Below are 26,197 nucleotides of genomic sequence, written 5' to 3' on the forward strand. Positions count from 1 at the left end.
GAGGCTATTATTATTTGAAGAACTATCTCACTTCTTCCACAATGGTCTTCACACCCTTGATTTTTTCGCCCTTCACATTGTTCAGCACGCTGCGCAGCTTGGTGCGGGCGATGGCCGCATAGGCGTAGCGGTCGTTCACATCTATCTTTCCTATCTCTGAAGAATTCAGTCCGCCCTTCTTGCAGAGGAAGCCGAGGATGTCGCCCTTGCTGATCTTGTCCTTCTTGCCCTTACCTATATATAAGGTAGCCATCTTTGGTTTGGCTGGCTGCGGCAGCTCATCGGCAGATGGAACTTCATAATCCTTCACCTCTGAATCCACGTACTCCGGAATGTGCTCCTCAGGACCCAACAGGAAGAAGGCTCTTCCATGCGCTTCCCAGCGGGCCGTTCTACCCACACGGTGGATGTAGCCGTCCTCGCTCTCAGGTATGTGATAGTGGATGATGTTGTCGATGTCCGGGATGTCGAGACCACGGGAAGCCAGGTCGGTGCTCACCAGGATATTGGCGCTGCCGTTGCTGAATCGGTAGAGCGATGCTTCGCGCTCCTTCTGCTCCAGTCCGCCATGGAAGAACGATGTAGAGAAGCCCTGCTCCACCAGATACTTGTTGGTGCGCTCCACACTGTCGCGATAGTTGAGGAACACGATGGTGCTCTGGTCGCCCAGACTGCGGAGAAGCAGACCGAGACTCTCCAGCTTATCCTTCACCGGACTTTCCACCTTATATATATGTACGCGGTCTGGCACCTGCTCCTCGTCCATGCGGTAATCAATCTTATCCACCCTGCCCATGTGAACGAAGCGAGGAATCTCCTCTGCCTCGGTGGCTGAAAGCAGGAAGTGACGGCGCAAGCCCGGCAACTTTTTGATAAGTCGGCTCATCTCGTCCTGGAATCCCATCTCCAGACACTTGTCAAACTCATCGATGATGAGATATTTGATGTGGTAAGGCGAAAAGTTTCCCTTGTCCAGATGGTCGTTCAGTCGGCCCGGTGTTCCGAAGATAATCTGCGGGCGCACCTGCTTCATCATTCTATGCTCGTCCATCGCAGCCCTACCTCCGTAGCACGCCATGGCTCTCAGTCCGCTGCCCATGTTCTTGAGCACGGTAGCCGACTGCAGCGCCAGTTCTCGCCCCGGAGTCACCACGATGGCCTGCGGCTCATCATCGGCAGCATCCACCAGTTGCGAAACCGGCAGCAGATAAGCCAGCGTCTTACCGCTACCCGTTGGCGAAAGCACCACCACATCCTGGTTGCCGTGCAGGATAGCGTTCATCGAATCCTGCTGCATTTCATTGAGCTCAATGCCCAATTTATCTAAAATTCTATCTATCATATTTTTTATGCTAATCAGTTATAAAATCTAATCAGTTCCGTTATTTATTCTAATTTATTTCTGCTTCATCACCTTATCTATCTCATCAAACTCCTTGCCCATGTTCAGGTTCAGATAGATGGTATAGAGCGGAAAGGCCCATTTGCCCTGTTCCTTCGGTTCCATTTCCCGATATTTCACCAGATAAGGCAGCGCCTTCTTGTAGTTTGCCTCCACCTGTTCCTTCACCTTGCGCGAATTGTGCGAATTCTTGTCCTGCTCCACGGCAAGATTGAAGTAGCAGATGCCTGCATTGTAATATGGGTCGCCCAGTTTCTGGTTCACTTCGATTACCTTCTTGCTCACCTCGATGCATTCCTGCAGCTTGCCCTGCTCCAGGAGCAGATTCGATTTGGCGGCAAGATACACGTCACTGTCGGGAACTACGATCAGCGCCTCGTTTACCACCGTCATCGCTGAGTCAAGCTGGTTGCGCACCACGTAATATTCCACCAGTCGTGGGAAGAAGTAAGGGAAGGTAGGCACCCTCTTGAATCCTTCCTTCAGCGAAGCCACGTAGCGCGCCGTATCCTTTTCGAGCATATAGGTCTCGGCAAGATACTGCAACATATAATTATAGTGCACCGTATCCTTCAGCGCCTCGTAAGAATGATGCAGGGTCGCCTTCGGGTCCTTCATCTTGTAGCCGGAATATACGGCGTAATAGGCGGCTGTAGGCAGATGCTTGTCCTTCTCGCCATAGTTGCGCTGCTTGAACATCGGCTGACTGGCGCACTCGATGTAGCAGTCGAAGAACTTGTAGGCGTCGGGATATTTCTTCTTGTTCAGAAACCAGATGCCGCCGTTGTAGAGATTGGAACGGATATGAGCCAGATACTCGCTGTGACCCTTGCGGAACTCAAAGTCCCTCCTGCCCTTCTTGTCGGGCGCAGTCTCTACGGAGTCATACTGAAACGCTACCTCGAAGAGCTGGCGGGTGTAGTTGAAGAGCTGCGCCGTATCGTATTTCTGCTTCAGATACAGCTTCTCGTTACCCTGCTCATACTGTTTGCGAACGGCGTCGAAGTAAATCGTCCAGATTTTCCTGTTGGTACGGTTCGCCGAGTCGGCAAGCAGTTTCTTCATGCTTGCCGCTGCCTGGTCGAGATTCTTTCCCGCCTTCACCTGGTCCTTGGCTGTCTGAATCTCCTTCTTCTGAGCCGAGGCCGCCACGGGCGACATCAGCACCAGAAACATCAGCGCAAACGCCTTCCATATATTAACCTTCCTTTTCATCATTCATTCTTTTTTTTTATGTGACTCAAGTTTCGCAAGTGAGCTCCACACGCCCTGAAAGGGCAGAAGCTCCTAGCCCAGGGCAGCGCCCTGGGTAATCATGGACGCAAGTTTGTCGCCCTGTAAGGGCAAAAGCTTCAAAAGAATCAGGCAATTTACAAAGCTTTTGCCCTTACAGGGCGCCTTGTTGATTGCTATTATACCCAGGGCGATGCCCTGGGCTAGGAGCTTTTGGGCCTTCAGCCCGTACTTGAACCACTTGCGAAACTTCAATATGTGATATAATTCCCAAAACCATTTTATAGGATTTCTATCCCAAAAACTGCTTTTACTTGCTGCCATACTGGTAATAATACCAGTAGGTGTTGCCATACGTATCGTGCAGAGCCGACTGGCGTTCCACCGGATTGGCGTATTTCGCCTCCATGGTCTGGTAATCCTGATAGTCTGCATCCATCACGTTTTCGTGGTATTCGAAAATAGGATGACTGCGCAGATGGCAATAGAGCACCAGCGCCTCCTTGTAATGGGTAGGCAACTTGGCCGATACTATATTGTAATGCTTGCCCACCTGTCTTACGAAATCGTCTATCTTGCGGTCCAGCAAGAGTGCGCAGAGCTGGTAGTCGGCAGGAATCTTATACTTCAGATGATGCTTTACCATCCATGCCGACGGCTTGTTCATCCATCCCGGATACTTCCACATCATCGCCTTCACCGAGGTTCCGTTAGGCATCATCGCCTCGCTGCCGCCCACCAGCGGATAGGTGAAGAGCTCGCTGCCCAACTGGCCTGTTTCGTTGAGGCAGGCGATGCGGAGCATCGTGAGCGACGAATCCGTCTGCAGCGATTTCCTGCCCACCTCTAATGCCTTTTCATACTGTTTTTCTTTCATCAGATGTTCCATCTTCATTCGCTCGTGGAAGAGCCTGTCGTTGTTGCCGATGAAGAGCAGGGCGATGGCCATCGCGAGCAGCTGGCTGATGTTGAGCCAGGAGTAACGCGAGAACCAGCCGAAGCTATGAGGCTCCTGCTCAAGCGGTTCCAGCTGGCGAACCACCCACATCACGCCGCCCCACACCAGCAGGCTGAATGGCAGGAAGAACCACCACCAGCCCAGGGAATGATGAACGTCGATGTCGTTCGGAACGTCGGTAATCAAAGCCAGCAACAGAAATGAAGGGAAATAAGTCAACCCATGGAAGCGGCGCTTCACGCGGGTTACGGCGTATGCTCCCAACTGCAGCAGAAAGCATACGGCGGTTATCAGCAGCGGCGCAAGCGTATAGAAATAGTCGGTCTTTCCATCCGACAGTACGTGCTGCCCCACGGCTAAGATGTCTGCCTGGTAACAAGCCAGGTAGGTATAACTGAATACGAAAAAAATGATAGCACAGGCGAAGCGCATCTTCGCCGTGCTATTCCTTTTATTACTCATAAATCAACATTTAATTTTTCTTGAGCACCAGTGCCGAACGTGCCGGCAAGTAAAGCTTCAGCCATTCCTTGCGGTCGTTCACGTATACAGGGTCGTAGTTGGTAAGATGGGTCATCTCGTCGTCGTTCAGACCATTACCGCCAAATGCCTTGTTGTCGGTGTCGAGTACCACGCTGTAGGCTCCCGTAGGTACCAGGAATCCATAGTCGGTAAACGAGCGGGTTGGCGAGAAGTTGAACACGAAGAGCAGGTCGCCGCGCATGTAGGCGAGCACCTGGTCACCATCGTTGTGCCAGATTTCCACCACCGGTGTCTTGTTAAAGTTCTTTTCACTCTTGATGGTCTTGAGCATCTCCTTGTCGAAGTCGCCCAGATAATGATAGCAGAGCTCATGGTTGTCCACCAGGTTCCACTGTCTGCGGGCGTACTTGTAGCTCCATCCGTTGCCCTCGCGTGGGAAGTCAATCCACTCTGGGTGGCCGAACTCATTGCCCATGAAGTTCAGGTAGCCGCCGTTGATGGTTGATGCGGTGGCAAGACGAATCATCTTGTGCAGGGCGATTCCGCGGTGAACCATATCGTTCTCGTCGCCCTTCTTGAAGTGCCAGTACATGTCGGCGTCGATGAGGCGGAAGATGATGGTCTTGTCGCCCACCAGTGCCTGGTCGTGACTCTCGCAGTAGGAGATGGTCTTCTCGTCGGCACGGCGGTTCTTGATTTCCCAGAAGATGCTTGATGGCTTCCAGTCTTCATCCTTCAGCTCCTTGATGGTCTTGATCCAGTAGTCTGGAATGTTCATCGCCATGCGGTAGTCGAAGCCGTAGCCGCCGTCGGTAAACTTGGCAGCCAGTCCCGGCATTCCGCTCACCTCCTCGGCGATGGTGATGGCGTTCTTGTTCACCTCGTGAATCAGGCAGTTGGCAAGGGTCAGATAGCAGATGGCATTGTCGTCCTCGTGACCGTTGAAGTAGTCGCCGTAGTTGCAGAATGCCTCGCCCAGGCCGTGGCTATAGTAGAGCATGGAAGTAACGCCGTCGAATCGGAAACCGTCAAAATGGTACTCGCTGAGCCAGTACTTGCAGTTGCTCAGCAGGAAGTGCATCACCTCGTCCTTTCCGTAGTCGAAGCAGAGGCTGTCCCAAGCCGGATGCTCGTGTCTGTCGCCCGGATAGAAATACTGGTTAGGGTCGCCGGCAAGATTGCCCAGACCTTCCAGCTCGTTCTTCACGGCGTGCGAGTGCACGATGTCCATGATGACTGCGATTCCGTTCTGATGGGCGGTATCGATGAGGTCCTTCAGTTCCTCAGGCGTTCCGAAGCGGCTGCTTGCTGCGAAGAAGCTGCTCACGTGGTAGCCGAAGGAGCCGTAGTAAGGATGCTCCTGGATAGCCATGATCTGGATGCAGTTGTAACCGTCCTCAATGATACGTGGCAACACGTTTTCCTTGAATTCCGTGTAGGTGCCCACCTTCTCGGCGTCCTGTCCCATTCCGATGTGGCACTCGTAGATGAGCAGCGGAGCGGTGCAAGGCTTGAAGGTCTTCTTCTTCCACTTGTACGGTTCCGGGCTCCACACCTGTGCAGAGAAAATCTTGGTCTGCTCGTCCTGAACCACACGGTTGGCCCATGCAGGGATTCGCTCGCCTTCTCCGCCTTCCCAGTGCACCTTCATCTTGAAGAGGTCGCCGTGCTTCATCGCCTTCTCCGGCATCTTGAGCTCCCAGTTGCCTGTGCCCTTGATGCGTTTGGCGCGATATTTAGGCGATTCCTGCCAGTTGTTGAAGTCACCTATCAGATAGATGTCGGTGGCGTTAGGTGCCCACTCGCGGAACACCCATCCCTTCTCGGTCTTGTGAAGTCCGAAGTAGTCGTATCCGTTGGCAAAGTCGCTGAGCGTAATCTTGCCGTTGCGGGTAAGCTGGCCCAGTTTCCAGAGTGCATGTTCATGACGGCCTACGATGGCTGGCTCAAAGTCTGCCAGGTATGGGTCGTTCTTTACCAGTCCTATATGTTTGGGTGCAGCAGCCTTCACTGTTTTCTTGGCTGCAGTCTTCTTGGCACAAGCCTTGGCTGCGGTCTTCGTGGCTGTTGTCTTCTTAGCTGAAGTTTTCTTTTCTGTTGCCATATATCATGATTTTAGATGGTTAGTACTATGTTGTTTTTCAGGGCAAGGGCAGCTTAAGCCTTTACCTTGAAGATGGCCTTGTGGATGTCACCCTTGCCGATGCATGGCTGATGGCCGTCCTGTGGGAAGAAGATGGCAAACTGGCCTGGCTTGCAGGTTACCAGTGTCTGCGCCTTCACTCCTGGATACAGGGTGCAATCCTTTGCCTCGTTGTACTCCACCTCTGGCAGGTCCTTCACTGGAGAGTAGCCGTAGGTCTCCTCTGTGTTCAGCGGAATCTGGATGTCGATCATCTGGCGGTGAGCCTCGATGGTAGCCTCTTCCTCTGTCTTGCCGTGAGCCACGGCAATGTTTACGAAGAGGTCGCTGCCCTGGATAGGGTGCTTGCCAGTCTCCAACTTAGCGAGATCATTCTCTTTGATAAACTTTACTACTTCTGCGAAGAGTGGATTGAGAGAAACGTATTTCTCCAAATTGTCTAATGTATCAATTACCATAGTTTAATATATTATATGAATCTTCAATTTGCTATATTATATTAACTCAAGTTTCGCATGTAAGCCCCACACGCCCTGAAAGGGCAGAAGCTCCTAGCCCAGGGCATCGCCCTGGGTAATTACGGACGCAAACCTGTCGCCCTGTAAGGGCAAAAGCTTTAAAACTCCAGACAAAACATAAAGCTTTTGCCCTTACAGGGCGCCTTGCTGATTGCCATTATACCCAGGGCGATGCCCTGGGCTAGGAGCTTTTGGGCCTTCAGCCCGTTCTTGAACCACATGCGAAAGTTCAGTTCAATTTACTATATTATATTAATCTTCAAATCTTTTTCCGTTCTCATAGACGCCCTTGGCCGTAACCTGGCCGTTGCGGTCTTTCTCCACGAATCTGCCGTCGCGGGCGTCCTTCTTGTAGTTGCCCTCAAAGCGCTTGCCTTCCTTGGTCTCCTCTATGCAGAACCCCTCGCGCTTGCCGTTGCGGTAAACACCCTTGAAGCGGTTGCCGTTGGCGTAGTGAATCACCACGTTGCCGTCTACATGACCCTTTCTGAACTCGCCCTCGTAGATGTCGCCGTTCTTCTTGGTCAACTTGCCCCTGCCGTTCTGCAGGTCGTCCTTCCAGGAACCTACGTAGATGTCGCCGTTCTTCCAGATGAAGGTGCCCTGTCCCGAACGCTGACCGTCGAGAAACTGTCCGGTGTATTTCGCACCGTTGGCTGAACGGAAGATTCCCTCGCCGGTGCGCTCGCCCTGGGCATAGTCGCCCTCGTAGACGTCGCCGTTGTGGAACTTGTAGATTCCCTTTCCGTCCTGGATGTCATCCTTCCAGTCGCCGATGTAGGTGTCGCCGTCAGCATACTTGAACGTACCTTTGCCCGAACGCTGGTTGTCTACCCACTGTCCGTCGTAAGTGGTTCCGTCGCCCCAGTCGAAGAATCCGTTTCCGTTCTTCATGTCGTTCATCCACTGACCCTTATACTGCGCTCCGTTCGAGTAGGTGTAAGTACCCCTGCCCTGTCGCTTGTCCTTGTACCAGTCGCCGTCGTACTTATCTCCGTTGTAATAGTACATCACGCCGTGTCCGTGCTGGAAGTCACGGAACCAGAGTCCCACATATTTATTATTGTTCTGGAAATAATACGTACCTTTGCCGTGCTGCTGGTCCTGCAGCCACTGTCCCTCGTAGCGTTCGCCGTCGGAGAAGGTGTAGACGCCATATCCGCTTCGCTTGCCCTTCAGGTAGGAACCCTCGTAGGTGTCGCCGTTGGTGTAGACGGTGGTTCCCTTGCCCTGCGGCTTTCCGCTCACCATCTCGCCCTTATACTGTCCGCCGTCGCGGGTGGTGCAGGAACCGAGCGAGATTTTCTGGGCCGATGCAGCCAGGGGCGAGAACGCCAGCAGCAGGGCGATCATCAGGGGCTTGCCTGCGGTTAAAGCCTTGCTCGCCCACATAGGGTTGTTATATTCGTTTGTCTTATATTTCATGTCGATTATAGTCTTTATGATTCAAAATTCAGTCGATAAGATTCGATGTTCCGTCGATAATCTATCGATTCAATCCCCAAAGTTAGCGGTTTTTCGGCAAACAGCCAAATAGATTAAACAAATTTAAGGTAAAAAGAAGAAAAATAATAGTTATCAAGAAAAAATAATATCAATATACAATAAATCCAATGCTTCTCCGTTTCTAGAAAATAACAATTTTATCGAACCCTACAAATCAAGAGAGCAATGATATTAAACTGTGCAATTATAGACGAGGATCCAGGGGCCTTGGAGCTCCTGAAGAAATACGTCGACGATACGCCGACGCTCAACCTCATTGGCGCCTACACCAGCGCCATCCATGCAGTAGACGGAATTCGCCACAACCATCTGGATATTCTCTTTCTTGCCATCCACATGCAGCAGATAAGCGGACTGGAGTTTGCCAAGATTGTGCCTAAGAACGTAAAGATTATCTTCACCACTGCCTTCAAGGAATATGCCATCGAGGCTTACAAGGTGAACGCCTTCGACTATCTGGTGAAGCCGATTACCCACGAAGACTTCATGGGAGCCTGCGAGAAGGTGTTCAACAGCTACATGCAGGACGACATGTACAATCCCATCAAGCGCGATAAGTTCCTGATCGTAAAGAGTGATTCCAGATACATACGCGTTCCCTTCGAGAAGATTCTCTTCGTTGAGAGCCTGAAGGACTACGTGATGTTCCATCTGGAAGGAGGAGAATGCATCACGACGCTGGGCAACCTGAAAAGACTGGAGGAGAAGCTGCCGAGGGAGAAGTTCAAGCGGGTTCACCGTTCCTATCTTGCCAACATGACCAACTTCGACACCATCGAGCGAATGAAGATGATTTTCGGCAAGTTGGCCATCCCGATTTCCGAATCCTTCAAGGACGAAATTCTCAAGTTCATTGACGAGCACGAAATATAAATAATGAGAGGGTGTGTCATTATTCATCGGATTACGCGGAATAAACGGAACCTTAATCGCCTTTCTCGGATTACTCACGGATTTTAAACGGAAACTCGACCTGACGGTCGTGGCGATACCCCCTATAGCTGGAAAAAGTCTGCCATTACTTGGCAATCGCAAGCCAGCCTATACGGCGCTAGCCCAATGGCCGCAAGGCCAAATCCGTTTAAATTCCGTGCGTAATCCGTGGAGCAAGAGTGTTCCGTTAACTCAGCGTAATCCGATGAAGAAAATCGATGATTTTATATTCCCGCAATCTGTCCCGGAGTAGAAACGAAGATATGGGCACCATGGGCGATGAGGAAATCCAAATCGCGGAAGCCCCAGAGCACACTGATGCACGGCATTCCGCTGTTCTTCGCCGTCATTACATCCACGTCGCTGTCGCCAATGTAAACCGCCCCGTCTCTATCGGCGTGCAACTGGCGCAAGGCTTCGTTCACGGTATCCGGAGCCGGTTTCTTCCTGATATCCTCACGCTCTCCTATCGCCACCTCTACCAGGTCGCCGAAGAAATGACGGCAGAGCGCCTGCGTTGCCGCATAAAACTTGTTGCTCACCACGGCAATCTGCTTTCCCCTGTCTTTCAGTTCCCTCAGCATCTCCATCACGCCCCTGTAAGGCTGCGTCGTGTCAAGATTATGCATCATGTAATGCTGGCGGAAATCAGCATACGCCTTCTCAAACTTCTCGTTCTTCTCGCCATCCGGAACGGCTCTTATCATCAGCAGCTTCACGCCGTTGCCCACAAAGCGGCGCACCTCATCCAGCGTTCTCTCAGGCATTCCGTTCTTCTTCAGGGCGTAGTTGCAGCTAGCCGCCAAGTCCTGCAGCGTGGAGAGCAGCGTGCCGTCAAGGTCGAAGATGTAAGTATCGTAGTTAAACTGCGCATGGGGCGACATTCTCTTTACCCTGAAATCGCCGCCATGCAGCACGCAGACGTCGTTGGTAAAGAGGCGCACCTCGTCGGGCGCACCCGTGGTGTAAGTGCTATTTTCCTTCACCTGTCCGTAGGCGTAGCCCGTGCCCATCGTTCGGTTCTCGCCATACTCCCAGCGCTTGAAGGCCTTCGTCTCCGCATCCACCACCACATATTTATATTCCAGTGGCGATTCCAGCGCCATCACGTTCACCGAGAGCACCCAGTCGTCGCCCTGCAGATGGGTCATCGGCAGATAATGTTCGGTGTTCCATTCGCCCAGGGTAGGATGGTTGCCCAGCAGTCCCAGCGCCTCGTTCTCGTGAAGGCGTGGGGCGGAAACCTTAAAAATCACGGTCTGCTCGAAGATTGGCAGTCTTGCCACCTCGTCGCCCTTCCACTGGGCAGGCACGGTGTAGTTAGACACCTCTCCCGTCAGTTCCACCTCGTCGTCGAGCCAGAAGTCGGAAAAGATGTAGTTCATGTTGGCGTCGTAGGTGTAGGCGCGCGGCGAGCGTACCGACTCCCTTCTCATCAGGGCGCCCTTCGCATCCACCACCTTATAATAATAGGCGATGGCGTCGTATGGATGATGGCGGTTCTGTCGGGCATGGGTCTCTGCCAGCCAGTGGTAACCGTCGGCCGTGTTCAGTGCAAGATCGAGCGTCTCACGCTTTCCGTCGCGCGAGAAGAAGGTGATGTCAGCATGCACCGTCTCACCCCACTCCGCCTTATAGGCTATCGTAAATTTCATTTTCATATCTTCATTCCGTATTAAATCTATCATTTCTTCTATGCAGGTATTTTTACCATGCAAGGGTCTTTTTATCCTGCAAAGGTACGGAAAAAGTTCATACCACGGATAAAGAAATCGGGAATTAACCTATTTTAATTGACAACGCTTTGCTATTTGCCATTTTTACTGTACTTTTGCACCGTAAAACGTTTATGTAGAAATACAGAACTTTCGCAAGCAGCATTTTCCCGTCCCCGAAGGGGGCGAACGTGAATAACCGCGGGTGGAATGACCAAAGGGAATGGAACCTGCGGATAGAGTATATACCCTCTCTTGCCGTCCCTGAAGGGGGCGAACAGTAGCAAGACGGGATGTGGTTCGCCCCCTTTGGGGACGATTCCTCCCTACTATTGGTTGTCCGCAGGTTCCATGACCTTCGGCCATTCCACCAGCGGTTATTGAGAGTTGGCCCCCTTCGGGGACCGGAGGGTACTTGCAAAACTTGAGTAGATAAAACGTTAAGATTGAAAAATCGTTTAAATCAGATAAATGAAAATGAAGAAAAAGTCAGTTTCTAAGTTGTATCTCTATGGGGCCATCGGCTGCGTGGCGGCGATTGCCTGCATAGGTTATCTCTACTGCTTCTCGGCGTTCTCGAAAAGCAGCGAAACCAAGTATGTGTATATCGACACCGACGATAATATCGACTCGGTATATAATAAGGTGGAACCCTTCGCCAAGAGCATCCCGATGCAGGCGTTACGCACGCTCACCCACCATTCGGGCTACGCAGACCACATCCGCACCGGCCGCTACGCCATCCATCCCGGCGACGGAGCCTTCAAGGTGTGGAGACATCTGAAGAACGGACTCCAGGAACCGATGAACCTCACCGTGCCTTCCGTGCGCACCATCGACAAGCTCTCTGCCGAACTCAGCAAGAAACTGATGCTCGACAGCCTGGAAATCCGCAAGGCACTTACCGACGAGGCCACCTGCGAGAAGTATGGCTACGACACAGCCACCATCGCCTGCATGTTCATCCCGAACACCTACGACATCTATTGGAACGTATCCGTCAGCAAACTGATGGATAGAATGAAGAAGGAGAGCGACAAGTTCTGGAACTTTGAGCGCACCCAGAAGGCAAAGGCGATGAAGCTCACCCCGGTAGAGGTAATCACCCTGGCGAGCATCGTGGACGAAGAGACCGCCAACAACGCCGAGAAGCCGATGATTGCCGGCATGTATTACAACCGACTGATGCTCCGCAACGCCGAATATCCAGAAGGAATGCCGCTGCAGGCAGACCCAACCATCAAGTTCGCCTGGAAGCAGTTCGGGCTGAAGCGCATCTACAACAACCTGCTGAGTATCAAGAGCCCGTATAATACGTATAAGAATCCGGGACTTCCTCCTGGTCCTATCCGCATTCCTTCGGTGGCAGGCATCGACGCCGTGCTCAACCACGTAAAGCACGAGTACATCTACATGTGCGCCAAGGAAGATTTCAGCGGTACCCACAACTTCGCCCGCACCTATCAGGAGCACCTGCAGAACGCGGCGAAATACTCCAAGGCACTCAACGAGAGAGGAATTAAGTAGGCTTTTATTTTGGGAAACTTGCAAAATGTCACTCATTTTGCAAGTTTTCTTATTTTATATTTGGTAGTCTCCCAAAATAGTTGTAATTTTGCAGCATTAAACATTCCATTTAAAGAATTTATTACATGAACAGAACGATTATTACAGTAGTAGGCAAGGATACCAAAGGTATCATCGCCAAAGTTTGCACCTATTTGGCAGAGAAAGACGTCAACATCCTCGATATCTCCCAGACCATCGTGCAGGAGTATTTCAACATGATGATGATTGTCGACATGGGTAAGATGAACACATCTTTCGAAACTGTTGCCGATGAACTCGATGAGCTCGGCAAGAGCATCGGCGTTCAGGTAAAATGCCAGCGTGAGGAAATCTTCAACATGATGCACCGCATCTAAAAGATTCATCTAAAAGATTCATCTTTAACAGTTATTCATTTTTAAAATCAATAGAAGGAAAATGATCAATATATCTGAGGTAATAGAAACCAACAAGATGATTGAGCAGGAGAACTTCGACGTGCGCACCATCACCATGGGTATCAACCTCCTGGATTGTGCCACTTCCGATCTCGACCAGCTCTGTGAAAACATCTATAACAAGATAACCCGTCTTGCCAAGAACCTGGTGAAGACCGGTGAGGATATTTCTAAGGAATACGGTGTGCCTATCGTCAACAAGCGCATCTCCATCACTCCTATCGCCCTGGTAGGCGGTTCGGCCTGCAAGACCACCGACGACTACGTGAAGATAGCCAAGACCCTGGACAAGTGTGCCAAGGAACTGGGTGTCAACTTCCTGGGCGGCTACTCTGCCATCGTGAGCAAGGGTATGAGCAAGAGCGATGAACTCCTCATCCGTTCCATCCCTCAGGCAATGGCACAGACCGATTTCATCTGCAGTTCCGTGAACGTGGGTTCCACCAAGACCGGAATCAACATGGACGCCGTGCGCCTGTTGGGTGAAATCGTGAAGGATACTGCCGAGGCTACCAAGGACAAGGGTTCCCTGGGTTGCGCCAAGCTCGTGGTGCTCTGCAATGCACCGGATGACAACCCATTCATGGCAGGTGCCTTCCATGGTGTTTCTGAGGCCGATGCCGTAGTAAGCGTAGGTGTCAGCGGACCAGGTGTGGTAAAATATGCATTGGAGCAGGTGAAGGGCGAGAGCTTCGAGGTGCTCTGCGAGACCATCAAGCGCACTGCCTTCAAGATTACCCGTGTGGGGCAGTTGGTAGCCAAGGAGGCTTCCCGCCGACTCAACGTACCATTCGGAATCATCGACCTCTCTCTGGCTCCTACTCCAGCCATCGGCGACAGTGTAGCTGATATTCTGGAGCTTATCGGACTGGAGCGTGCCGGTGCCCCTGGTACTACAGCCGCCCTTGCCTTGCTGAACGACCAGGTGAAGAAGGGTGGAATCATGGCTTCCTCTTACGTAGGCGGTTTGAGCGGTGCCTTCATCCCTGTATCTGAGGACCAGGGCATGATCAATGCCGTAGAGGCTGGTGCGCTGACCATTGAGAAGTTGGAGGCGATGACCTGCGTGTGCTCAGTAGGTTTGGATATGATTGCCATCCCTGGCGACACTCCTGCCACCACCATTTCGGGCATCATAGCCGATGAGGCTGCCATTGGTATGGTGAACCAGAAGACCACAGCCGTGCGCATCATCCCTGTAGTGGGAATGAAGGTAGGCGACACCGTAGATTTCGGTGGTCTCTTGGGTTATGCGCCAATCATGCCAGTAAATAAGTTCAGCTGCTCAGATTTCGTGAACCGTGTAGGCAGAATCCCTGCTCCTATCCACAGCTTCAAGAACTAAGCAGGATTTTCAAGATATAATAGCTAGAAGCGGGTTGACGAAATCGTCAACCCGCTTTTATTTGTTAAACATTTCTAACGAATTTCGGATATTCTGAAAAATATTTGTATCTTTGTGTACTTAAAATAAGTAATAAAAAGAAATGCACAAGATAAAAACATGTGCTATATAAGTCGAACTTAATCAGTAATAACCATGAGCAAGTATTTTGCAGAATCAGAATTGATTATCAATGAGGATGGAAGCTGCTTCCACCTCCACCTCCGCCCAGAACAAGTGGCAGATAAAGTAATCCTAGTAGGCGACCCAGGTCGCGTAGCCCTCGTAGCATCCCACTTCGAGGAGCAGGAATGCGAGGTTTCAAGCCGAGAGTTCCACGCCATCACCGGAACCTATAAAGGCAAGCGAATCACCGTGCAGAGCACCGGAATCGGCTGCGACAACATCGATATCGTAGTCAACGAACTCGATGCACTGAAGAACATCGACTTCACTACCCGCACCGAGAAACCCGAGCACACCACCCTCACCCTCGTGCGCATCGGCACCTGCGGCGGTCTGCAGCCAGAATGCCCGGCCGGAACCTTCGTAGCATCGCAGAAGAGCATTGGCTTCGACGGCCTCATCAACTTCTACGCCCGCCGCAACGAAATCTGCGACCTAGAAACAGAGGCAGAGTTCAAGCGCCAGGTAAAGTGGATGGACCAGATAGGCAATCCATACTGTGTAGATAACGACCCGGAACTGCTCAATCAGATAGCCGGCGACGATATGGTTCGAGGAATCACCATCGCCTGCGGCGGTTTCTACGGTCCGCAAGGCAGAGAGCTGCGTGCCCCACTCGCCGACCCAGAACTTAATGCAAAGATAGAAGCATTCGAGCATAACGGATTAAAAATCAACAATTTCGAGATGGAGAGCTCCGCCCTAGCCGGCCTATCCCTCCTCTTGGGCCACAAGGCGTTAACCTGCTGCATGGTCATTGCCAACCGCCGCACCAAGAAGGCCAACACGGGCTACAAGAGCACCATCGACAACTTGATAAAAGTAGTATTAGATAGAATTTAAAGTAAAAGAAAAATGAATCAAGAAGAATGTATCTGCGCCCTGGCAACCCCAGCCGGAGGCGCCATCGGAATCATCCGACTCAGTGGCAACAACGCCATTACCATCACCGACCAGGTTTTCACCGCAGCCAGCGGCAAATCTCTAGCCGATGCCAAGCCCAACACCCTCCACTACGGAGAAATAAAAGATAAAAACGGCAACACCATCGACGACGTGATGGTAAGTGTCTTCAAGGCACCCCACAGCTACACAGGCGAAGACTCCACCGAGATTTCATGCCACGGCAGCAGATACATTCTGCAGCAAGTGATGCAATGCCTGATACAGGCAGGCTGCCGCCACGCACAACCCGGCGAATACACCCGCCGTGCCTTCATGAACGGCAAGATGGACCTCTCGCAGGCAGAAGCCGTTGCCGACCTCATCGCCTCCACCAACAAGGCAACCCACCAGATGGCGATGAGCCAACTGAAGGGTCACTTCAGCAACGAGCTCTCCACCCTTCGTGAAAAGCTCCTCAAAATGACCTCACTCCTCGAACTGGAACTGGATTTCAGCGACCATGAGGACCTGGAGTTTGCCGACCGCTCAGAGCTCCACGCCCTGGCCGAGGAAATAGAGAAGAAGATAACCACCCTCGCCCACTCCTTCGAAACCGGCAACGCCCTGAAGCAAGGCATCCCTGTAGCCATCGTGGGCAAGACCAACGCCGGCAAGAGCACCCTTCTCAACCGTCTGCTGCAAGATGACAAAGCCATCGTGAGCGAAATCCACGGCACCACACGCGACGTCATCGAAGACACTACAGATATAGACGGCATTACCTTCCGCTTCATCGACACGGCAGGAATCCGATCCACCGACGACAAGGTGGAGCAGTTGGGCATAGAGCGCACCTATCAGAAGATGAAGGAAGCCAAGATTCTCATCTATCTCATCGACGGAAGCACTGATGATGACCAGCAGGATAAAGACATGGACGAGTTTATGGAGATTATTAATGACTACGACTGCCCGAATATAATCTTAGGTATCAACAAGTTTGACGACATCACGGAGTATAATGAAGAGAATATCAATGGATTCAACGCTATGACGGAAAGTCTCAACTCGTTCAATGCGTTCCAAAGCCAGTGTAGCGGAAAACCATTGAAGACACTAAACATAGTTCCGATGAGTGCCAAGTTGGGTTACAACATGGATGGTCTCAAGGAATGTCTGGTAAAGATTGCCAATGTTCCAGAGATTACGGAGAACGATGTCATCATAACGAATGCCCGCCACTACGAAGCGTTGACGAAAGCCAACGAAAGTCTGCAGCGAGTATTGGAGTCGATGGATGCCGGCATGAGCGGCGACATCATCGCCGAAGACCTCAAGATGGCATTGGAAGAACTTGGCGAAATCACTGGCGGACAGATAAGTAGCCAGGAAACGCTGAATAATATCTTCAAGCACTTTTGCATCGGAAAATAACAGAAAATGGTAATAGGGAACGCAGTGCGTTCCCTATCTGTTTATCACGTGTTGCGTCTGTTTTGAATCCATGCCTTAACAGAAAGCACGAAGTTGTTGCTTCCTGCTGCATTTCTAATTGTATCGAATTCGGTACAATTAAAAAACGGATTATATAACTTTTCCCATTCACCGAGGTATTCTATTGTACTTTTGAGGCTCATCCATCTGAAAATAATATGCTCTTGCATTTGGCTATGTGCCATATCGGTCAAAGAGATATAATCCTCATTTTGAACATTAACAACAGATATTTCTGTATTTTCAACTTTTATCTTTGCCATATTCCTTAGTTTTTAGATAACCCAAATCAGTGGTTGCATATTGATAACCATCATGACTTGTATTCGATTAATATCTTTTATCGCCATTTTATAGCGTTTAGCAAAGGTAATAGAAAATTTTGAGAAACAGACTTACTATGCTGAAATTTATTATTTAGCATATCATTTCATCATAAATCCAAGAGAAAGCTATACTATCAGCAACATCTATATGTTGCATCGGAGAAAATAACCTATTTGCTACATATAATAACAGAAAAGTTTTTCATTTTTAATACCACTATTACCACGCATCTTCTAATCATCTGATTATTAAGAAGATGTGCGTGGTAATAAGCGGGTTTTTATTACCACACTATTACCACGCCATTACCACACCAGCTAGGTTCATGATGCTTCCTGCATCATGCAACAGACGTTCTGATCCCTGCAACCATCAGGAAAAGTCATTCCAACCATCAGGCAAACTTACCCGAAGCTTTGCCCAACTTTGCCCAAGGTTTTGGGTACTTGTGCCCAAAGTAATCGGTTAAAAGTGCTCATGTTCTCAGGTATCCGTGCTCATGTTCACGGGCATAAATCCTCATGTACATGGGCATAAACTCAGGACGTCACTTGCTACCCTTTACTATGCGTAAGGGCAGGAATTGGCAACGGAAAAGAAGCGACCGCTCACCTCAGTAATCATGAGTGAGCGGTCGTTTCCGGTCATGAAGGTCAAGGTCATTAAGGATTTCGGGGTATTTCGAAAGTCCCTCAATGCCTAACACAAAGCTTGCTTAATTATTTCATGCCACTGAGAATAAGAGAAATAACAAGATGGGTGATGTACATTTATCATTACACATTTCTTGCCAGAATCAAGAGTGTACTCATATCTTCTAGTAATTATATTTTTAAATTGCAATGGCTCTAGTTCTACACCTTTATACGCAGGGGTATTATCGTATGTTGGCTTTCCCCATACGAAAATAACATCCGGCTCATAACTATTTATAACAGATATAAAAGGCTCTTGAGCTCGGACATAAGCATCATGAGGAACTTGGGTAGTTGGAGTGGGAACGGCCAACTGAAGATAGTTGTAAAACATGATATTGTTCCAAAAGTCTGTTTCTTCAACTTCAGGTTCTGGTTGAAATCCGAAGAAAGCTTTGACAAAGTTGAGGTAAGTCTGAAGCCATTTTTCATATCCTGGAGATGGTATTGTTCCGTTTTTTCTCCAAACAATATAATCTTCCACCACCTTCTGGGTAGAAAAATCATCACACTTTTCAACACCACAATTATCACATCCATCACAAACGTGAACATGGCCTAAAACCATTATACGTTTCCCATTTATGCCCTCGGAGTAATGGCAGCCAACTCAAGGTTCAAAATATACATTGCTCATAAGCTACTATTTTAATTAATATTAATTTCCAATACAATAAAAGTGATTTAGGATTATTCAGATGTTTACAACTATCCATTTACCACTTTTTCTACCGCCTTCACGTTTCAAGATTCCCTTGGCTTAAAGACATCGAAGCTCAACAAATATGCATCCATTTTGCAACTTCTATTTTTTAAGGTACAAAGATAGGTAAAATATGTTAGAAACACGAATGATTATGAAGAAAAATGCAAATTACTCTGCATTTTACTAAGATTATATCTACCATACCTTACGCCTTTTTGTTTTAAGAGGTCATGAAGTGTCAAATTCATTATCGGTCATTTTTCAATACCTAAATCCGGTCATTAAGGTCACGGTCATTAAGGATTTCGGTTTTTCAAAAATCCCTCAACATCCCTCTATCTTATAAAATAAGGTTAAATCAAGTTCGCCCTGCAAACAAAATCCATCCATATAATCACTTTTCTGAATATTTTTTGTATTTTTGCAGATATATTACGCTAATATGGGAGTTGAGCATGGCTTATCCTCCTAGATTACAGGCGCATCATTATCAAATGATTTGAGCATGAAGAAGATATTATTCCTACACGGATTCTTCGCCACGGGCAGCTGTCCGATGGCGAGAGCCTTGAAAGAGGCATTTGAGGGGACGGCGGTGGTGCTGACTCCCGACCTCCCTTTGCACCCCAAAGAGGCATTGAAGGAGATTCGCTCCATCATCGACCTGGAGCAGCCCGACTTGCTTCTGGGCAACAGCTGCGGCTCTTTCCTCGCCCAGATGCAGGCTCCAGTGGTGGGCATTCCTGCCCTGCTCGGCAATCCGTATTTCATAATGACGGAGTTTCTGAAGGAGCGCATCGGCGAGCATGAATACAAGGCGCCGAGAAGGGACGGCAATCAGCGGCTGGTGATTGACGAGGCGCTGATTGAGGAGTTTGCGGAACTTGAAGCCGTGCAGTTTGACCATTGCAACCCCTATTATAAGGATCGTGTGTGGGGACTTTTTGGTGAGCAGGACACCCTGGCTCACTTCTCCCCTCTCTTCCTAGAGCATTACAATCAAGCCTTCCATTTCCCAGGCGGTCATACGCCTACTGAGCAGGAGGTGAAGACCTGGTACGCTCCCCTTGCCCAGAAAATGCTGATGGATTTTTCAGCAAACTTTTAATCGTTTCACGGAAATAGACAGATAATTATATAATAAGGTGTTGCAAAAATATTAGCGACGAGAAAATACGCAGAAAAATGGCAAAGAGATTTGAAATAAGAAATAGTACCGCTGAATTTCTTATCTTCATGGCTGAGGGTAAGGAGCAAGGCATTCAAGTGCTATATAAGAAAGAAACAATATGGGCAACACAGAAGGCAATGGCAACGCTTTTTGACTGCTCTGCTGACAACATAGGATTGCATCTGAAGAACATATACGATGCTAAGGAATTGGACAAGAATGCAACTACCGAGAAAATCTCGGTAGTTCAACAGGAAGGAACGCGAGAGGTACGACGCAACACTTTGTTCTACAATCTTGATGCTATCATTTCAGTAGGCTATCGCGTCAACTCCCGCCGAGCCACTCAGTTCCGCCAATGGTGCACTTATGTTCTCCGACAGTATGCTATCCGTGGCTATGTGATTGACAAGAAGCGTATGGAAAATGGCTCATTCATCGGCGTGGACTATTTCGAACAACTCTTGGAGGAGATTCGAGAGATTCGTCTATCGGAACGCAATTTCTATCAGAAACTGACCGACATCTACGCCACAGCCATCGACTACAACCGTGATGCTCCAACAACATGCGAGTTCTTCAAGAAGGTACAGAACAAGATGCATTATGCTGTTCATGGACATACTGCCGCAGAACTGATAGTGGATCGTGCTGATGCAGAAAAAGAGCACATGGGGCTCACTACATGGGCAAAGGCTCCTAATGGTAAAATCATAAAGTCCGACGTAAGTATAGCCAAGAACTATCTGAAGGAAAATGAGTTGCAAGCCCTTGGACGATTGGTGAATGCCTATCTTGATATGGCAAAGGATATGGCAGAGCGCCATATTCCTATGACTATGGAGGATTGGGCTAAACGCATCGACAAATTCCTCGATGCAACCGACAGAGAAATTCTGCAAGACGCAGGACACATTACTGCCGAGTATGCAAAGGAATATGCCGAAAGCGAGTTTGAGAAATATAGAGTGATACAGGACCGTCTGTTTCGCTCTGATTTCGACAAGTTTGACGGCGAAGATCCGCAATTACCTTTGGATATTGAATAATGAGTTGCCTCGCCTACTATCTCCTTGCCATCAATGCTGTTGCATTCATCATGTATGGCATTGACAAATACAAGGCGAAGAAAGCCAAGTGGCGCATTCCAGAAACCACGCTTTTGTTACTGGCTGTACTTGGAGGAAGCATCGGGGCATGGATGGGGATGAAAGTCTGGCACCATAAGACGATGCACAAGAAATTCAAATACGCCATTCCTGCTATTCTGCTGATACAGATTGCGCTGATGGCGTATTTACACATGAATAGATAACAATATAAAGAACGAAGCATATGAAAAATTTTGCACCCAAGCCGTGGTTTGCACCACAGCCAGTGCTGATTATCGGCACATATAATAAGGAAGGAGTTGCCAACGCAATGAACGCTGCCTGGGCAGGACAGTGGGACATGAAGGAGATTATGATTTCGATGGGAAATCACGTCACCACAGACAACCTGAAGCTTGGCGGCGAGTTTACCGTTGCCTTCGCGACCAAGAAAACCATGGTGGCTTCTGATTTCGTGGGCATTGTTTCTGCCAAGAACGACCCGAAGAAAATGGAGAAGACGGGATGGAGCATCGAGAAGGCGACAATGGTTAACGCTCCTGTGTTCACCGATTTCCCAATGACCCTGGAGTGCCGCATCAAGGAGAAATACGACGAAAGCGAAACCGGTTATTATCTCGTTGCCGAAATCGTCAATATTCTTGTAGATGAGAAGTATCTGGCTGAAGACGGAAATCCAGATATGGAGAAGATGGAACTGATTGTCTTCGACCCTATTCATCACGGCTATATCCAGCTGGGCGAGAAAGTCGGTAACGCATTCTCTGACGGCAAGGCTTTGAAATAATCAACGTAATTTTAACGACTCAGAAGCAATGAATCCAATAGCAATACGCCTGCTTTCGCAGCAGCTCATCTGTCCTCAATTTGATACTCCCCAAAAGGTGGTATCTCATTTTGGAGCCATGCAAGCCCAGGATTACCGGATGGTAAGATGGGCTGTGATGATGCGTACTCGCAAACCTTCTTCCTTCGCATTCAAGAATGCATACGATGAGGGTGAGATAGTCCGTCTTCACCTGCTGCGTGGCACTTGGCAACTGGTTTCAAATGAAGACTATTGGTGGATGCTGGACCTGATTTCACCTAAGGCAACATCGCCTATCCTACCACATTCGCTTTAACGAATTGAACGGTACTTTTTGCAGCGGCAGTCTTCTTCCAACAAAGGCAACATACAGTCTCACGGAGAAGAAGATTCCCCAAACTGCCAGGCTGGAACGTGATGAAATGCTGATGCTTCTGGCAAGAAAATATTTTCAGAGCCATTCGCCAGCCACATTCGAAGATTATGTCTGGTGGTCAGGACTGAGCACTTCTGATTGCCAACGAGGCATTGAGTTGCTTGGTTCAGAACTGAGGGTTGAAAAATGGAAAGACTATCAGTTCTACCTGCATGAATCATGTCGAACACGTGGATTCAGAAGAGGAAAGACTCATCTGATAGCTCCCTTTGATGAATATCTGATTGATTATAAAAGCCGGGAATTAGTAATCCATCCACATCAAATGCCGTCTGCATACACTAATAATGGCATTTTCTTTCCTGTTATCGCCCATGATGGCAGAATTTGCGGCAACTGGAATCCTTGGGAGAAAAATCTCAACATCAGTTACTTTGATTCGATAGAAAAGGATTTATCATTTGAGAAGCAATGGAAAATATTTAATGGAACGATAAAGAAGAAATAAATGACTATTGATACAACAAACCTCTGCTCACATCTTCAGAAGAAGTTGTTTGAACCTGAGGGCGTATATTATCCTATCTGGCAAGCCATGCAGAACGATGAGGAGTTGACAGCCGTGGTTCGCTCACGACAGCTTCATATTTATCGTAATGGTAAAAAAAATCTCATTCTCGCAGGCAAGGCTCAGCCGAAGATTATCAGAGAGGACAAACTGAACGAATTGATAAAAATATAAAGAACAAAGCGTATGAATTTTCCTGAAATATATTCAGCAACAGGCATGATGGAGCTGATTCAGCAGATCGGCTTCCTCCCTCTCCTTGATAGCGGCATTAAAGGATTCTCTGCCGAAGACATCGTGGCAGAAGACTGCGGTTACGTAAGACTTCCTGAAGGCGGTTGGGACTGGCCATTGTGGAAATGGAAGGGCGAGATTGTGCAGGAAATGCCGTGTATGTACGGAAAGTTCTTCAACAAGAAAGCAGGATTCATCAGCCAGGAATGGTGGCCGGACTTCTGTAACTATAGAAGAAGCAAGTTTCCTCGCCCGAATGAAGAATCAATAGAAGGAGCCATTCTCAGTACGCTTCAATCTACTGGCAGTCTCATCACGAGAGAACTTCGGGCAGCCTGCGGTTTCACGGGCAAGGGAATGAGAAGCAAGTTTGACGGTTATCTCACCCGACTGGAAATGGCAACTTACATCGTGACCGAGGATTTCATCTATCCTCGTGACAAGCACAATCATGAATATGGCTGGGGATGGTCGCTGCTCAATACTCCCGAAGACCTCTATGGCAGGGAGGCTTGCCAATGCAACCGCACTCCCCAGGAATCTTATCAGAGGATTTTCGAACATCTGAAAGAAATCCTGCCTGATGCTTCGGATAAACAGATCATTAAATTAATAGGATAAAAATGACTTCACTTCAAGAAAGACTGTTCGCCATGCAGGATATGCAGTATGCTGCTTTCCAAGCCAAACTGACACCGGGAGTGCCTGTCGAGAATTTCATAGGCATTCGTGTGCCCGTGCTTCGCAAGTTTGCAAAAGAATTTACAAAGGAGACAGAATGTAAGGAATTTCTTCAGCAGCTTCCTCACGAATACTACGATGAGAACATGCTTCACGGTCTCCTCATTTCCGAGGTAAAGGACTACGAGGAATGCATTCGTCTTACAGACAGATTCCTGCCATTCGTGGACAACTGGGCAGTTTGCGACATCATGTCTCCGAAGGTGTTTGCCAAACACAAGAAGGAGCTATTGGCGAAGATCAAGACTTGGAGTAAATCGTCACACATCTATACTTGTCGTTTTGGAATAGAGACACTTATGTCTCATTACCTGGATAAAGACTTCAAGGCAGAATATCTTGAAATTCCAGTATCAGTAAGGAGCGAAGAGTATTACGTAAAAATGATGGTAGCCTGGTTCTTCGCCACCGCCCTTGCCAAGCAATGGGACCAGGCGATTCCCTACATCGAGCAACGCCGCCTTGCTTCCTGGACGCACAACAAGACCATCCAGAAGGCCATCGAGAGCTACAGAATCACGCCCGAGCAGAAGGAATATCTGCGGACATTGAAGATAAAATAATTATGATACAAGATACTTCTACATATTACGTTTGGATAGGTGGCTCATGTGATTATGGCCATAAAGAGCGAGCTGGTGGTGCTGCCGTAGTAATTGAGCATAACGGCAATATCATCTGCCGTGATGTAATCAGCGACCTACACACCACAGAGTTCCGAATGATGCTAACCCTCATGGTGAAGGTAATGCAGGAAATACCGGAAGGTTCCGACATTCTCTTCCTGACCCATCCCTCAGCATCCCTCTATCTTATAAAATAAGGTTAAATCAAGTTCGCCCTGCAAGCAAAATTAATCCATATAATCACTTTTTCTGAATATTTTTTGTATTTTTGCAGATATATTGCGCCAATATGGGGATTGAGCATGGCTTATCCTCCTGGATTATAGGCGCATAAGCATCTAAAGAATAGCGCATGAAGAAAATATGGACAAGAATTTCGAACCAATAGAGCAACTGTATCTCTCGCAGGTGTTTGATACGGAAAGCGATGAAGGACAGATGCTTACAGAATGTAAGATGATAGCCCGGACATACGCCCTGACAGAGAATGCAGTGGTCTCGATGGGAGACAACCGCAGAAACTGCAGTTACTGCTACTTCGGCGGAGTGGCCGACGTGCTGGGCATTTCGCCGGAGGAACGGGTCAGCCAGCTGCCTTCGCTTTACGAGAATTTCATCTTCGACCGTTGCAATCCCGATGATCTCAGCAGGCGCCATGCAGAAGAGATTGCCTTCCTTCGCTACATCGCCGGCAACTCTACCCCCCAGCACTATCGTGATTATGTGCTCTGCAACTACCTGCGGGTAAAAGATGCCTGCGGAGAATACCGCTGGGTGAAGCATCGAATGATTCCGCTTGCCACCGATAAGAACGGTTGCCTGCTGCTCTGCGCCTGCATCTATACGCTGGCAACTGATGAGGACAGGAAAGCAAAATTCGCCAATACCCGAACCGGAGAGGTGCGGATATTGACGAATAAGGATTACGAAAATATACTTTCTAAACGGGAGATGGAAGTGCTCCGTCTTATCGACCAGGGACTGCTGTCGAAAGAGATTTCAGACAATCTCTGCATCAGCATCAACACCGTGAACCGCCATCGCCAGAACATTCTCCAGAAACTGAAGGTAGATCGTGCCATCGAAGCATGCAAACTGGCACATGTGATGGGATTACTCTGACTCGGTTTCTACTCTCCCATTCGGAAGTCACCCACCGTCTCGGTTGATAGGCGCAACTCTGAGAATTCACTCACACATACTCCTTTTTGAGGAGCCTGAGAACTGATGCCCACCTTCAGGTTCTTGGGATAGTTGTTGCGGTAAAGGCGAACCATCTGCCATTCCTTGCCATCCAGCGAATAATAGGAAGCGATGGTTCTTGTGTCAGAACTTATCTTATAATAGATAAAATCCTGATTCACAACCTCATGGTTGTTATCATCGCTCGTCCCCACGGTGCGCACGGTCACCACACGGTGCTTGCCTCGTTCATCCTGTTCGAAGCAGAATTTCTGATAGAGTGTGTCGTTGGCCATCACAACAAGATCTGCTGCATTATAGAGTCCATCAGGAGTAAAGCCCGGCTTCATTTTGGCAGAGAATGTAAAGGGCTTGGTGTTGTCAACCTCCGTAAAAAGCACCTTTGCCGTATTGGCGGTCAGCTTTGCATCGTTGGGGTCGATGAACAAATCGGTTTTCTCAGGAGCAACGAAAGTGATGACACCAGCCTTCTCGCTCACCTGCTTGTCAGCTTCATTAAGCATCTTGGTGAAGTGAATACCGCCAAGCGTGAGGTCACAATCCTGAAAACTCATGACAGGTGCCTGAACAGAATCAGCAGAAGAACTGTCTGCTTTCTCCAGCTTTGAAGAGTTGCTGCACGATGCTAGCACGCATAAGGCAGCCATTGGTAAAAATGATTTAAATGTCATATTATTTATTGTTTTAATTCGCGCTGCAAAGGTACGTATTATCTGCAGTTCTGACAATAGTCATTTATAACCAATTGAAGATGACGCACCGCTGTAGAACTCTTTTGGAGAAT

28 protein-coding genes and 1 pseudogene are annotated in these 26,197 nt (G+C 48.8%); 17 read left to right on the forward strand and 12 right to left on the reverse strand.

From position 1 onward, the window contains the following. Positions 1–22: 22 nt before the first annotated feature. The 7 genes from V8Z93_RS10055 to V8Z93_RS10085 all read right to left on the reverse strand — a co-directional run bounded on the left by V8Z93_RS10055 (position 23) and on the right by V8Z93_RS10085 (position 8,090). Positions 23–1,342, reverse strand: coding sequence for a DEAD/DEAH box helicase (locus tag V8Z93_RS10055; RefSeq protein ID WP_439431414.1), 1,320 nt, complete (start codon positions 1,340–1,342; stop codon positions 23–25). Between the two features lie 54 nt (positions 1,343–1,396). Continuing rightward, entirely contained in the window at positions 1,397–2,620 is a 1,224-nt protein-coding gene (locus tag V8Z93_RS10060; RefSeq protein WP_439431415.1) for a tetratricopeptide repeat protein, read from the reverse strand. A gap of 69 nt (positions 2,621–2,689) precedes the next feature. Next, on the reverse strand, positions 2,690–2,959 hold the full coding sequence (locus tag V8Z93_RS10065) for a hypothetical protein (RefSeq protein WP_439431416.1): 270 nt from the start codon (positions 2,957–2,959) through the stop codon (positions 2,690–2,692). Beyond that, positions 2,946–4,055 (reverse strand): DUF6057 family protein, encoded by a 1,110-nt coding sequence (locus tag V8Z93_RS10070; protein WP_439431417.1) that lies wholly within the window; start codon positions 4,053–4,055, stop codon positions 2,946–2,948. The genes V8Z93_RS10065 and V8Z93_RS10070 overlap by 14 nt, the downstream gene beginning before the upstream one ends. Before the next feature lie 10 nt (positions 4,056–4,065). Continuing rightward, positions 4,066–6,180, reverse strand: a complete 2,115-nt coding sequence (locus V8Z93_RS10075) for an alpha amylase C-terminal domain-containing protein (RefSeq protein ID WP_439431418.1) — start codon at positions 6,178–6,180, stop codon at positions 4,066–4,068. Between the two features lie 53 nt (positions 6,181–6,233). After that, the gene (locus V8Z93_RS10080; RefSeq protein WP_203038368.1) at positions 6,234–6,677 is read right to left on the reverse strand and encodes a YhcH/YjgK/YiaL family protein; all 444 of its coding nucleotides are present in this window, start codon (positions 6,675–6,677) and stop codon (positions 6,234–6,236) included. Between the two features lie 312 nt (positions 6,678–6,989). Further along, positions 6,990–8,090 (reverse strand): phosphatidylinositol-4-phosphate 5-kinase, encoded by a 1,101-nt coding sequence (locus V8Z93_RS10085; protein ID WP_203038576.1) that lies wholly within the window; start codon positions 8,088–8,090, stop codon positions 6,990–6,992. A gap of 318 nt (positions 8,091–8,408) precedes the next feature. Here V8Z93_RS10085 and V8Z93_RS10090 point away from each other — a divergent pair, with 318 nt between their 5' ends. After that, entirely contained in the window at positions 8,409–9,116 is a 708-nt protein-coding gene (locus tag V8Z93_RS10090; protein WP_299331484.1) for a LytR/AlgR family response regulator transcription factor, read from the forward strand. 284 nt (positions 9,117–9,400) lie between these two features. Here the strand turns inward: V8Z93_RS10090 and V8Z93_RS10095 are convergent, their stop codons facing one another. Both V8Z93_RS10095 and V8Z93_RS10100 read right to left on the reverse strand, forming a co-directional pair. Next, positions 9,401–10,060 (reverse strand): HAD family hydrolase, encoded by a 660-nt coding sequence (locus tag V8Z93_RS10095; RefSeq protein WP_256624735.1) that lies wholly within the window; start codon positions 10,058–10,060, stop codon positions 9,401–9,403. A gap of 123 nt (positions 10,061–10,183) precedes the next feature. Further along, positions 10,184–10,864 (reverse strand): annotated as a pseudogene (locus V8Z93_RS10100) (carbohydrate-binding module family 20 domain-containing protein); the annotation flags it as partial. 498 nt (positions 10,865–11,362) lie between these two features. On the opposite strand from V8Z93_RS10100, the gene mltG reads away from it, so the two are divergent. The 5 genes from mltG to mnmE all read left to right on the forward strand — a co-directional run bounded on the left by mltG (position 11,363) and on the right by mnmE (position 16,786). Continuing rightward, positions 11,363–12,418, forward strand: a complete 1,056-nt coding sequence (mltG, locus tag V8Z93_RS10105; RefSeq protein ID WP_439431419.1) for an endolytic transglycosylase MltG — start codon at positions 11,363–11,365, stop codon at positions 12,416–12,418. Between the two features lie 125 nt (positions 12,419–12,543). Beyond that, a complete protein-coding gene (locus V8Z93_RS10110; protein WP_203038364.1) occupies positions 12,544–12,816 on the forward strand; it encodes an ACT domain-containing protein in 273 nt (90 codons plus the stop codon). A 61-nt stretch (positions 12,817–12,877) separates the two neighbouring features. Continuing rightward, the gene (locus V8Z93_RS10115; protein ID WP_203038363.1) at positions 12,878–14,242 is read left to right on the forward strand and encodes a PFL family protein; all 1,365 of its coding nucleotides are present in this window, start codon (positions 12,878–12,880) and stop codon (positions 14,240–14,242) included. A gap of 195 nt (positions 14,243–14,437) precedes the next feature. Next, a complete protein-coding gene (locus V8Z93_RS10120) occupies positions 14,438–15,310 on the forward strand; it encodes a nucleoside phosphorylase (protein WP_299331490.1) in 873 nt (290 codons plus the stop codon). Positions 15,311–15,322: 12 nt separating this feature from the next. Continuing rightward, entirely contained in the window at positions 15,323–16,786 is a 1,464-nt protein-coding gene (mnmE, locus tag V8Z93_RS10125) for a tRNA uridine-5-carboxymethylaminomethyl(34) synthesis GTPase MnmE (RefSeq protein WP_439431420.1), read from the forward strand. A 44-nt stretch (positions 16,787–16,830) separates the two neighbouring features. Here the strand turns inward: mnmE and V8Z93_RS10130 are convergent, their stop codons facing one another. Then, complete coding sequence (locus tag V8Z93_RS10130; RefSeq protein WP_238405715.1) at positions 16,831–17,109, reverse strand: KilA-N domain-containing protein; 279 nt, start codon at positions 17,107–17,109, stop codon at positions 16,831–16,833. 763 nt (positions 17,110–17,872) lie between these two features. Next, a complete protein-coding gene (locus tag V8Z93_RS10135; protein ID WP_203049391.1) occupies positions 17,873–18,436 on the reverse strand; it encodes a hypothetical protein in 564 nt (187 codons plus the stop codon). Positions 18,437–19,079: 643 nt separating this feature from the next. Here V8Z93_RS10135 and V8Z93_RS10140 point away from each other — a divergent pair. The 11 genes from V8Z93_RS10140 to V8Z93_RS10190 all read left to right on the forward strand — a co-directional run bounded on the left by V8Z93_RS10140 (position 19,080) and on the right by V8Z93_RS10190 (position 25,332). Continuing rightward, a complete protein-coding gene (locus tag V8Z93_RS10140) occupies positions 19,080–19,682 on the forward strand; it encodes a YqiA/YcfP family alpha/beta fold hydrolase (protein WP_439431421.1) in 603 nt (200 codons plus the stop codon). Positions 19,683–19,759: 77 nt separating this feature from the next. After that, the gene (locus tag V8Z93_RS10145; protein WP_439431422.1) at positions 19,760–20,794 is read left to right on the forward strand and encodes a virulence RhuM family protein; all 1,035 of its coding nucleotides are present in this window, start codon (positions 19,760–19,762) and stop codon (positions 20,792–20,794) included. Then, on the forward strand, positions 20,794–21,060 hold the full coding sequence (locus tag V8Z93_RS10150; RefSeq protein ID WP_218413250.1) for a DUF1294 domain-containing protein: 267 nt from the start codon (positions 20,794–20,796) through the stop codon (positions 21,058–21,060). Before V8Z93_RS10145 ends, V8Z93_RS10150 begins: the two co-directional genes overlap by 1 nt. Positions 21,061–21,080: 20 nt before the next feature. Continuing rightward, a complete protein-coding gene (locus V8Z93_RS10155; protein WP_439431423.1) occupies positions 21,081–21,644 on the forward strand; it encodes a flavin reductase family protein in 564 nt (187 codons plus the stop codon). A gap of 28 nt (positions 21,645–21,672) precedes the next feature. Next, positions 21,673–21,981 (forward strand): DNA glycosylase AlkZ-like family protein, encoded by a 309-nt coding sequence (locus tag V8Z93_RS10160; protein ID WP_238405249.1) that lies wholly within the window; start codon positions 21,673–21,675, stop codon positions 21,979–21,981. Positions 21,982–21,985: 4 nt separating this feature from the next. After that, a complete protein-coding gene (locus tag V8Z93_RS10165) occupies positions 21,986–22,549 on the forward strand; it encodes a DNA glycosylase AlkZ-like family protein (protein ID WP_439431424.1) in 564 nt (187 codons plus the stop codon). Further along, the gene (locus V8Z93_RS10170; RefSeq protein WP_439431425.1) at positions 22,550–22,783 is read left to right on the forward strand and encodes a hypothetical protein; all 234 of its coding nucleotides are present in this window, start codon (positions 22,550–22,552) and stop codon (positions 22,781–22,783) included. A gap of 12 nt (positions 22,784–22,795) precedes the next feature. Beyond that, positions 22,796–23,464, forward strand: coding sequence for an AlkZ-related protein (locus tag V8Z93_RS10175; protein WP_439431426.1), 669 nt, complete (start codon positions 22,796–22,798; stop codon positions 23,462–23,464). Between the two features lie 2 nt (positions 23,465–23,466). Then, complete coding sequence (locus V8Z93_RS10180) at positions 23,467–24,147, forward strand: DNA alkylation repair protein (RefSeq protein ID WP_439431427.1); 681 nt, start codon at positions 23,467–23,469, stop codon at positions 24,145–24,147. A 2-nt stretch (positions 24,148–24,149) separates the two neighbouring features. After that, the gene (locus tag V8Z93_RS10185; RefSeq protein ID WP_293449535.1) at positions 24,150–24,407 is read left to right on the forward strand and encodes a hypothetical protein; all 258 of its coding nucleotides are present in this window, start codon (positions 24,150–24,152) and stop codon (positions 24,405–24,407) included. 166 nt (positions 24,408–24,573) lie between these two features. After that, positions 24,574–25,332, forward strand: coding sequence for a LuxR C-terminal-related transcriptional regulator (locus V8Z93_RS10190; protein WP_439431428.1), 759 nt, complete (start codon positions 24,574–24,576; stop codon positions 25,330–25,332). 8 nt (positions 25,333–25,340) lie between these two features. Here V8Z93_RS10190 and V8Z93_RS10195 read toward each other — a convergent pair whose 3' ends face one another. Further along, the gene (locus tag V8Z93_RS10195; RefSeq protein WP_217765265.1) at positions 25,341–26,084 is read right to left on the reverse strand and encodes a DUF1349 domain-containing protein; all 744 of its coding nucleotides are present in this window, start codon (positions 26,082–26,084) and stop codon (positions 25,341–25,343) included. Positions 26,085–26,197 lie beyond the last annotated feature (113 nt).

The sequence above is a fragment of the Segatella copri genome, assembly GCF_051861805.1.
In the GTDB taxonomy this organism is placed as follows: Bacteria; Bacteroidota; Bacteroidia; order Bacteroidales; family Bacteroidaceae; genus Prevotella; species Prevotella copri_M.

What these genes read in the sequence shown, in the direction of transcription:
- V8Z93_RS10190 (WP_439431428.1), top strand. Translation starts at nt 24,574, where the DNA reads ATGGACAAGAATTTCGAACCAATAGAGCAACTGTATCTCTCGCAGGTG.
- V8Z93_RS10130 (WP_238405715.1), bottom strand. Translation starts at nt 17,109, where the DNA reads ATGGCAAAGATAAAAGTTGAAAATACAGAAATATCTGTTGTTAATGTT.
- V8Z93_RS10080 (WP_203038368.1), bottom strand. Translation starts at nt 6,677, where the DNA reads ATGGTAATTGATACATTAGACAATTTGGAGAAATACGTTTCTCTCAAT.
- mnmE (WP_439431420.1), top strand. Translation starts at nt 15,323, where the DNA reads ATGAATCAAGAAGAATGTATCTGCGCCCTGGCAACCCCAGCCGGAGGC.
- V8Z93_RS10070 (WP_439431417.1), bottom strand. Translation starts at nt 4,055, where the DNA reads ATGAGTAATAAAAGGAATAGCACGGCGAAGATGCGCTTCGCCTGTGCT.
- V8Z93_RS10185 (WP_293449535.1), top strand. Translation starts at nt 24,150, where the DNA reads ATGATACAAGATACTTCTACATATTACGTTTGGATAGGTGGCTCATGT.
- V8Z93_RS10140 (WP_439431421.1), top strand. Translation starts at nt 19,080, where the DNA reads ATGAAGAAGATATTATTCCTACACGGATTCTTCGCCACGGGCAGCTGT.
- V8Z93_RS10095 (WP_256624735.1), bottom strand. Translation starts at nt 10,060, where the DNA reads ATGTCGCCCCATGCGCAGTTTAACTACGATACTTACATCTTCGACCTT.
- V8Z93_RS10195 (WP_217765265.1), bottom strand. Translation starts at nt 26,084, where the DNA reads ATGACATTTAAATCATTTTTACCAATGGCTGCCTTATGCGTGCTAGCA.
- V8Z93_RS10135 (WP_203049391.1), bottom strand. Translation starts at nt 18,436, where the DNA reads ATGGTTTTAGGCCATGTTCACGTTTGTGATGGATGTGATAATTGTGGT.
- V8Z93_RS10090 (WP_299331484.1), top strand. Translation starts at nt 8,409, where the DNA reads ATGATATTAAACTGTGCAATTATAGACGAGGATCCAGGGGCCTTGGAG.
- V8Z93_RS10175 (WP_439431426.1), top strand. Translation starts at nt 22,796, where the DNA reads ATGAATTTTCCTGAAATATATTCAGCAACAGGCATGATGGAGCTGATT.
- V8Z93_RS10150 (WP_218413250.1), top strand. Translation starts at nt 20,794, where the DNA reads ATGAGTTGCCTCGCCTACTATCTCCTTGCCATCAATGCTGTTGCATTC.
- V8Z93_RS10180 (WP_439431427.1), top strand. Translation starts at nt 23,467, where the DNA reads ATGACTTCACTTCAAGAAAGACTGTTCGCCATGCAGGATATGCAGTAT.
- V8Z93_RS10155 (WP_439431423.1), top strand. Translation starts at nt 21,081, where the DNA reads ATGAAAAATTTTGCACCCAAGCCGTGGTTTGCACCACAGCCAGTGCTG.
- V8Z93_RS10145 (WP_439431422.1), top strand. Translation starts at nt 19,760, where the DNA reads ATGGCAAAGAGATTTGAAATAAGAAATAGTACCGCTGAATTTCTTATC.
- V8Z93_RS10110 (WP_203038364.1), top strand. Translation starts at nt 12,544, where the DNA reads ATGAACAGAACGATTATTACAGTAGTAGGCAAGGATACCAAAGGTATC.
- V8Z93_RS10055 (WP_439431414.1), bottom strand. Translation starts at nt 1,342, where the DNA reads ATGATAGATAGAATTTTAGATAAATTGGGCATTGAGCTCAATGAAATG.
- V8Z93_RS10075 (WP_439431418.1), bottom strand. Translation starts at nt 6,180, where the DNA reads ATGGCAACAGAAAAGAAAACTTCAGCTAAGAAGACAACAGCCACGAAG.
- V8Z93_RS10065 (WP_439431416.1), bottom strand. Translation starts at nt 2,959, where the DNA reads ATGGCAGCAAGTAAAAGCAGTTTTTGGGATAGAAATCCTATAAAATGG.
- V8Z93_RS10060 (WP_439431415.1), bottom strand. Translation starts at nt 2,620, where the DNA reads ATGATGAAAAGGAAGGTTAATATATGGAAGGCGTTTGCGCTGATGTTT.
- V8Z93_RS10085 (WP_203038576.1), bottom strand. Translation starts at nt 8,090, where the DNA reads ATGATCGCCCTGCTGCTGGCGTTCTCGCCCCTGGCTGCATCGGCCCAG.
- V8Z93_RS10170 (WP_439431425.1), top strand. Translation starts at nt 22,550, where the DNA reads ATGACTATTGATACAACAAACCTCTGCTCACATCTTCAGAAGAAGTTG.
- V8Z93_RS10160 (WP_238405249.1), top strand. Translation starts at nt 21,673, where the DNA reads ATGAATCCAATAGCAATACGCCTGCTTTCGCAGCAGCTCATCTGTCCT.
- V8Z93_RS10115 (WP_203038363.1), top strand. Translation starts at nt 12,878, where the DNA reads ATGATCAATATATCTGAGGTAATAGAAACCAACAAGATGATTGAGCAG.
- mltG (WP_439431419.1), top strand. Translation starts at nt 11,363, where the DNA reads ATGAAAATGAAGAAAAAGTCAGTTTCTAAGTTGTATCTCTATGGGGCC.
- V8Z93_RS10120 (WP_299331490.1), top strand. Translation starts at nt 14,438, where the DNA reads ATGAGCAAGTATTTTGCAGAATCAGAATTGATTATCAATGAGGATGGA.